Origin of the sequence: Mucilaginibacter sp., assembly GCF_028287845.1 — a bacterium.
GTDB lineage: Bacteria > Bacteroidota > Bacteroidia > Sphingobacteriales > Sphingobacteriaceae > Mucilaginibacter.
Genome location: NZ_JAQBOW010000033.1, coordinates 1 through 6846, shown reverse-complemented (window position 1 = coordinate 6846; position 6846 = coordinate 1). Strand labels below are relative to the sequence as shown.

Below are 6846 nucleotides of genomic sequence, written 5' to 3'. Positions count from 1 at the left end.
AAATCGTAAATCGTAAATCGTAAATTAAAATGAGCAAGCTTTGGCAAAAAACCACTAATGTTAATGAACTGGTAGAAAACTTTACCGTTGGGCGCGATACGGAGTTTGATGCCCAGATGGCCGCGTTTGATGTGTTGGGATCATTAGCGCATACACAAATGCTGCAAAGCATTGGTTTAATGAGTGCTGATGATCTGGAACTGGTGCAACGCGAGCTAAAAAGCATTTATGCCGATATTGAAAAAGGCAATTTTACCATAGAGCCGGGTGTGGAAGATGTACACTCGCAGGTTGAAATGCTGCTTACCCAGCGTATTGGCGACGCCGGTAAAAAAATACATAGCGGTCGCTCACGTAACGATCAGGTTTTGGTGGACCTGAAACTATTTTTCAGGCATGAATTACAACAGGTTGTAGAAGAGACCAAAACTTTATTTGATCAGCTAATAGAGCTAAGCGAGAAACATAAAAGCACATTATTACCCGGCTATACGCATTTACAAATAGCTATGCCATCCTCTTTTGGGTTATGGTTTGGTGCCTATGCCGAGAGTTTGGCTGATGACCTTGAATTGGTATTAGCCGCTTATAAAATCACCAATAAAAACCCATTAGGTTCGGCAGCGGGTTATGGCTCATCATTTCCGCTAAACCGTACCATGACTACCGAGCTGTTAGGTTTTGACAGCCTGAATTACAATGTAGTTTACGCGCAAATGGGCCGTGGTAAAACCGAAAGGATAATTGCGCAAGCTTTATCATCCATTGCAGCAACGCTGGCCAAAATGGCCATGGACCAGGCTTTATATTTAAGTCAGAATTTTGCATTTGTGAGCTACCCTGATACTTTAACCACCGGCAGCAGCATTATGCCGCAGAAAAAAAACCCGGATGTTTGGGAAATTATGCGCGGTAAATGTAACCGTTTGCAAGCCCTGCCAAATGATGTAGCTATGATGACCACCAACCTGCCGTCCGGCTATCACCGCGAATTGCAGTTGTTAAAGGAATTATTGTTCCCGGCGTTTACAGATTTGAAGAATTGCCTGCACATGGCAACCTTTATGCTGCAAAACATCACTATAAATACCGAAATATTAAACGACCCCAAATACGCGTACCTGTTTAGTGTGGAAGAAGTTAACCGTTTGGTATTAAGCGGCACGCCTTTCCGCGATGCTTATAAACAAGTTGGTTTAGCTATTGAAAAGAGTGAATTTAACCCCGACCAACAACTTAACCATACCCACGAAGGCAGCATTGGTAATTTGTGCAATGAGCAAATTACCGACGCCATGAATAAAATTGTAGATAGCTTTAATTTTGATACAGTAGCCTGGGCCATTGCGAAATTGGTAAAATGAACGGACAAAATAGAAAAGACATATATCCCGGCCTTAAAGTCGACATCATCCTGAAAAAGGACCAACGCTCCGGCAAACTAACGCGTGGTATAGTTAAAGATCTGCTTACCAGTTCGGCATTTCACTCCCGTGGGATAAAAGTGCGTTTAGAAGACGGGCAAGTTGGCCGCGTAGCAGAAATTGTTGACGAGTTGTAGTATATTGCCTTTCAATAATCATTATTTAACCAATGGCTAAAAAAACACTTTCAAAAAAATTAAGGCTTCCCAACAATGCATTTTTCAAGCTTGATGCACACTACCGGATATATTTCTCTTTTGTTATTGCCGCTATGGCGTTTTTATATACCCACACAAAATATAGTGCACCTGCGGTAGCTTTAATTACCTGGATAGCATTTGCTTTAGCCGTAATTATAATGGACTGGATAATTATTTTAAACGCTCATCCGCGCGAAATAAGAAAGATTGCTAAACTGCAGGATTCCAGCCGAACCCTAATATTCTTGTTTGTTGTAGCCGCTTCAATAATTAGTTTGGGTGCGATATTATTTTTGCTAAAGTCAACCAAGGGTCAACCCGGAGCTAATGTCACCGGTCATATTTTATTGGCAATGGCATCGGTGGTTGTATCATGGTGGCTGGTACACACCTTGTTTACCATGCGTTACGCGCATATGTATTATGATACCGATACGGATGATGGTCAAACAAAGCCACTTGGCGGCCTGCAGTTTCCTGTTGAAACAGAACCTGATTATTTGGACTTTATCTATTTCTCTTTCGTTATTGGAATGACCTTCCAGGTATCAGACATAGAGATAACCGACCGGCACATACGCAGACTGGCCTGGATGCATGGCTTAATATCCTTCGCTTTTAATACCGCGATAGTGGCGTTGAGTATTAATATTGTGTCGAGTATGATATAGTTACCACGCTCTGTTAGAACGCGCCGTTGCAGGGTAGGACCAGGTAGCCTTTGGCCATCGCCGCCCTACTCTCCTTCAATCTTCGAATATTTTCTTGTATCCTTCATTGTAGCATATATAATGAGCGACACCAAAATACAACCCGTTACATACCAATAAAACCACTCCTGGTGACCTGCACTTTTAAATGACAATGCCAACGGTTCGGCAGTGCCGCCGAATATGGATACGGCTACTCCATACGGAAACCCAACGCCCAACGCGCGCACATTAGCGGGGAAAAGTTCTGCCTTTACAACGGCGTTTATAGAGGTGTAGCCGCTTACTGTGATTAGCGCGCACATGATAAGGGCAAAGGCCACCCAAACATCTTTGGTATGCCCCAGCATAGTTAAAATAGGTACAGTTGCTAATGATCCGCATATACCAAATCCAATCAATAAAGGTTTGCGCCCAATTTTATCAGATAATAAACCAAATACCGGCTGCAATAGCATAAATACTATTAGCGTAAGTGTTGAGATTAATGTTGCGCTGGCTTTTGAAAAACCTGAGGTTATCACCAAAAACTTCTGCATATAAGTGGTGAACGTATAGAAGGCTACTGTACCGCCTAAGGTTAAACCAAATACCGTAAGCACAGCTTTGGGGTGCGCTGCTAATGCCTTTAATGTTCCGCGGGATGAGCGGGCCTTTTCATCTTTTTCTATAGTTACAGATTCCTGCAAGCTGCGGCGCAAATACATAACCGTTATAGCTAATACCGCGCCGATAGCAAACGGAATGCGCCAGCCCCATGCATGCAATTGTTCTTCGGTTAAAAATGCACGTTGCAGCAACACCAACACGCCCAATGCTATTAATTGCCCCGCAATTAGTGTTACGTATTGAAAGCTGGAATAAAAGCCCCGATGCTTTTTGGTAGCCATTTCGCTTAAATAGGTGGCGCTGGTGCCGTATTCGCCGCCGACGCTCAGGCCTTGTATTATTCGGGCCAATAGTAATATAATGGGCGCGGCAATGCCAATTTGTTTATAGCCAGGCGTTACAGCAATAAGCAACGAGCCTACACTCATTAACATTACCGATAAGGTTAACGCGGTTTTACGACCGTTCCTGTCTGCATAAGTACCCATTACCCAGCCGCCTATTGGTCGCATTAAAAAACCAATGGCAAATATGCCCGAGGTATTTAACAGCTGGACCAACTCACTGCTTTTAGGAAAAAACGCTGCCGAAAAGTATAATGAAAATGCGGTGTATACATACCAATCATACCACTCTACCAAATTACCTAATGAGCCGCCAATGATGGATTTGATACGGTGGGTGGTGGTTGGGGTGACGGTGGCTTCGGATTGCATGATGGTGATTTATACGTTAAATATAGAAGATTAGAACAATACAACAACAATTTCGAAATGACATTTATTTGTATCTTAGTTAATGCTTTTCACCGAAGACTTTTTGCATTATGTATGGAAATTTCGCCTGTTTGAGCGGGCCAACCTGCAAACTACAACCGGCGATATAATAGAGATATTGTCGGCAGGTATGCATAATACAGATTCGGGGCCTGATTTTGGGAACGCGCGGATAAAGATTGGCGATACCTTATGGGCGGGAAATGTGGAGCTGCACCTTTCCTCGTCTGATTGGAAAAAGCATAAACACTCTAAAGATAATGCTTACGATAATGTGATCCTGCATGTGGTTTACCGTGATGATGAACCGGTAATATTACCTAACGGCCGACAAATACCAACCCTTGAATTAAAGGACCGTATACCTGATGAATTATTTAACCGTTACCACAACCTGGTATTCGGTACGCAAACAATAATCCCATGCGAGGCCAGTATTGGCAAACTGGACGATTTTACTTTGAAAACATGGTTTACAAGGGTATTGATTGAACGCCTGGAAAAGAAATCGACCGCGGTTATTGCCGCGCTCAACCTAAACCGAGGCGATTGGGAAGAAACCTTTTATCAATTTTTAGCGGCCAACTTTGGTTTTAAAACCAATGCTGTTCCGTTTGAATTACTGGCAAAATCGTTACCTCAAAATATTCTGGCCAAACATAAAAACAACCCGCTTCAAATTGAGGCATTGATATTTGGTCAGGCAGGATTTTTAAATGATAATTTGGCAGATGAGTATCCGCGAAAGCTAAAAAAGGAATACGAGTTTCTAAAAAAGAAGTTCAATCTTACGCCTATTGACAATCATCTCTGGAAATTTATGCGCATGAGGCCACAAAACTTTCCAACCATACGGCTGGCACAGTTTGCGGCACTGGTTATTAACTCTAATCACTTATTTTCAAAAGTGTTGGATATTAAAGATGTAAAAATCCTGCAAAAGCAATTTACTGACATTAAAGTAAATCCCTATTGGGAAGATCATTACCAGTTTGATAAGCCATCCAAACCATCATCAAAAAGCATGGGGCAAGCATCGGCCGAATTATTTCTTTTAAATACATTGGCTCTATTTTTGTTTAGTTATGGTAAGCACAACCAACAGCAATATTATATAGACCGCAGCCTTAAATTATTAGAAAACTTACCCGGCGAACAAAATAATATTATAGCTGATTTTGATAGTCTGGGTGTAAAAGCAAGTTCGGCGTTCGAATCGCAGGCATTATTGGAATTAAAAAACTATTATTGTAATTATAAGAAATGCCTGCAATGCGGCGTTGGTAATAAAATACTTAAGTTAGCCTGATTAAATTATGTTACAGCGATTGCTTACTTTTTTTGAACGATACTCTTTTGGGGTTTGCACTTATTTGGGCGAGCGTTTCAATATATCTATCTCTAAAATAAGGCTATTCTTTATTTACGCATCGTTTTTATCTGTTGGATTCCCGCTTATAGTTTATTTTTTTGCCGGTGTTGTGTTAGACATCCGCAATTATATTAAACGCGTCAGAGCAAGAACATCAGACTTTTAGAGCCCCACGCAGACCTCCCGGAAGGGAGCGTTTAAAAATCCAATGAAAAAGGTCTGCCCTACTCGGGGAGATTAGAGAGGCCAAAACTTTTCCCTTATCTTTAGGTTTAGTTATTTACAACCACACAACATGGCATTTATTGATTATTACCAGGTATTAGGCGTTACTAAAACAGCTACCGATAAGGATATAAAAAATGCTTACCGAAAGCTTGCCCGTAAATATCATCCGGATCTGAACCCTGACAATTCGGAAGCCCATAAGAAATTCCAGCAGCTAAATGAGGCTAACGAAGTTTTGAGCGATGCGGAAAAGCGTAAAAAATACGATCAATATGGCGAACACTGGCAGCATGGCGGGCAGTACGAGCAGGCACATCAGCAGCAACGCCGACAACAACACGACTTTGGCGGTGGTGGCAGACAAGCTTTTGATTTTGAAGGATTTGGCAGCGGTGGTAATGATTTTTCAGACTTCTTCCAATCAATGTTTGGCGGGGGTGGTGGTGGCCAGAGGCGCCAGGCCAAATATCGCGGGCAGGATTATAATGCCGAACTGCATCTTAACCTAAAAGAAGCCAGCGAAACCCATAAACAAACGCTTACTGTAAACGGCAAAAATATACGCATAACCATACCTGCAGGTGTTGAAAACGGGCAAACTATAAAAATTACGGGTCATGGCGGTCCGGGTGCCAATGGCGGGCCGGGCGGCGACTTATATATTAAGTTTTTTGTCGCCGATGACCATCGCTTTAAAAGAAAAGGCAGCGACCTATACAGCACCGTAAAGCTTGACCTGTATACCGCTATATTAGGCGGCGAAATAACTGTTGAGACCCTAACCGGAAAAGTTAAGGTTAAAGTAAAACCCGAAACACAGAACGGCACTAAAGTTAAGTTAAAAGGCAAGGGCCTGCCACTTTATAAAAAAGAAGGCGACTTTGGCGATCTGTATATTACTTATGAACTACAGCTACCTACCAACCTTACCGAAAAACAAAAACAGCTATTTGAAGAACTGGCTAAATCATCTACATAAATTAAAAAGTTATGCGAACAAAGCATTTAATAGCAGCCACTGATTTTTGTGTGTATCACCAGCTGGAGCAAACTTTTATTACCGATTTAAAAGAAGCGGGATTAGTAGAAATAACAGTAGTTAACGAAACCACTTATATCCCCGAAAGTGAACTCCAAAAGCTGGAGCGTATGATACGGCTACATAATGAGTTGGATATTAATGTAGCCGGAATTGAGGCTATTACACATTTATTAGAACGGATTGAAGATACCCAGGAAGAAATACGCTTGTTGAAGAACAGTTTAAAACGGTATGAGTAAATTAACTCACCCACACTTGTCATTTTTAACATAAACGCAAAGGCCATATTAATTTCTAAATGCAAGGTTATGTATAGATCTGCATACATTATTCAAACCGGGCTTTAAATAAGATCTATTATTAGCTTATATATTTCTTAACCTAACTATCAATGTTTTATAGCTGTATACTACTAATAATTAAACCTCTTGGCATAATGATTGCCTTACCGGTGTGAACAATAATAACAAATGTTCAATAACATA

General features: G+C 41.4%; 8 protein-coding genes. 7 read left to right on the top strand and 1 reads right to left on the bottom strand.

The features are described 5' to 3' along the window. Positions 1-29: 29 nt before the first annotated feature. The 3 genes from argH to JWP71_RS03125 are packed head-to-tail and all read left to right on the top strand — an operon-like array spanning position 30 to position 2295. Positions 30-1364, top strand: coding sequence for an argininosuccinate lyase (gene argH, locus JWP71_RS03135; RefSeq protein WP_299497008.1), 1335 nt, complete (start codon positions 30-32; stop codon positions 1362-1364). Further along, entirely contained in the window at positions 1361-1561 is a 201-nt protein-coding gene (locus JWP71_RS03130) for a YwbE family protein (RefSeq protein WP_299497005.1), read from the top strand. The genes argH and JWP71_RS03130 overlap by 4 nt, the downstream gene beginning before the upstream one ends. A 32-nt stretch (positions 1562-1593) precedes the next feature. Then, positions 1594-2295, top strand: coding sequence for a DUF1345 domain-containing protein (locus JWP71_RS03125; protein ID WP_299497002.1), 702 nt, complete (start codon positions 1594-1596; stop codon positions 2293-2295). A 65-nt stretch (positions 2296-2360) separates the two neighbouring features. Here JWP71_RS03125 and JWP71_RS03120 read toward each other — a convergent pair whose 3' ends face one another. Then, positions 2361-3659, bottom strand: a complete 1299-nt coding sequence (locus JWP71_RS03120) for an MFS transporter (RefSeq protein ID WP_299496999.1) — start codon at positions 3657-3659, stop codon at positions 2361-2363. An 82-nt stretch (positions 3660-3741) separates the two neighbouring features. Here JWP71_RS03120 and JWP71_RS03115 point away from each other — a divergent pair, with 82 nt between their 5' ends. From JWP71_RS03115 to JWP71_RS03100, 4 genes are all read left to right on the top strand, one after another. Next, a complete protein-coding gene (locus tag JWP71_RS03115) occupies positions 3742-5028 on the top strand; it encodes a DUF2851 family protein (RefSeq protein WP_299496996.1) in 1287 nt (428 codons plus the stop codon). Between the two features lie 7 nt (positions 5029-5035). Beyond that, on the top strand, positions 5036-5257 hold the full coding sequence (locus tag JWP71_RS03110; protein WP_299496993.1) for a PspC domain-containing protein: 222 nt from the start codon (positions 5036-5038) through the stop codon (positions 5255-5257). Positions 5258-5386: 129 nt separating this feature from the next. After that, complete coding sequence (locus JWP71_RS03105) at positions 5387-6298, top strand: J domain-containing protein (protein WP_299496991.1); 912 nt, start codon at positions 5387-5389, stop codon at positions 6296-6298. An 11-nt stretch (positions 6299-6309) separates the two neighbouring features. Then, on the top strand, positions 6310-6600 hold the full coding sequence (locus JWP71_RS03100; protein WP_299496989.1) for a chaperone modulator CbpM: 291 nt from the start codon (positions 6310-6312) through the stop codon (positions 6598-6600). The last annotated feature ends 246 nt before the right edge of the window (positions 6601-6846 follow it).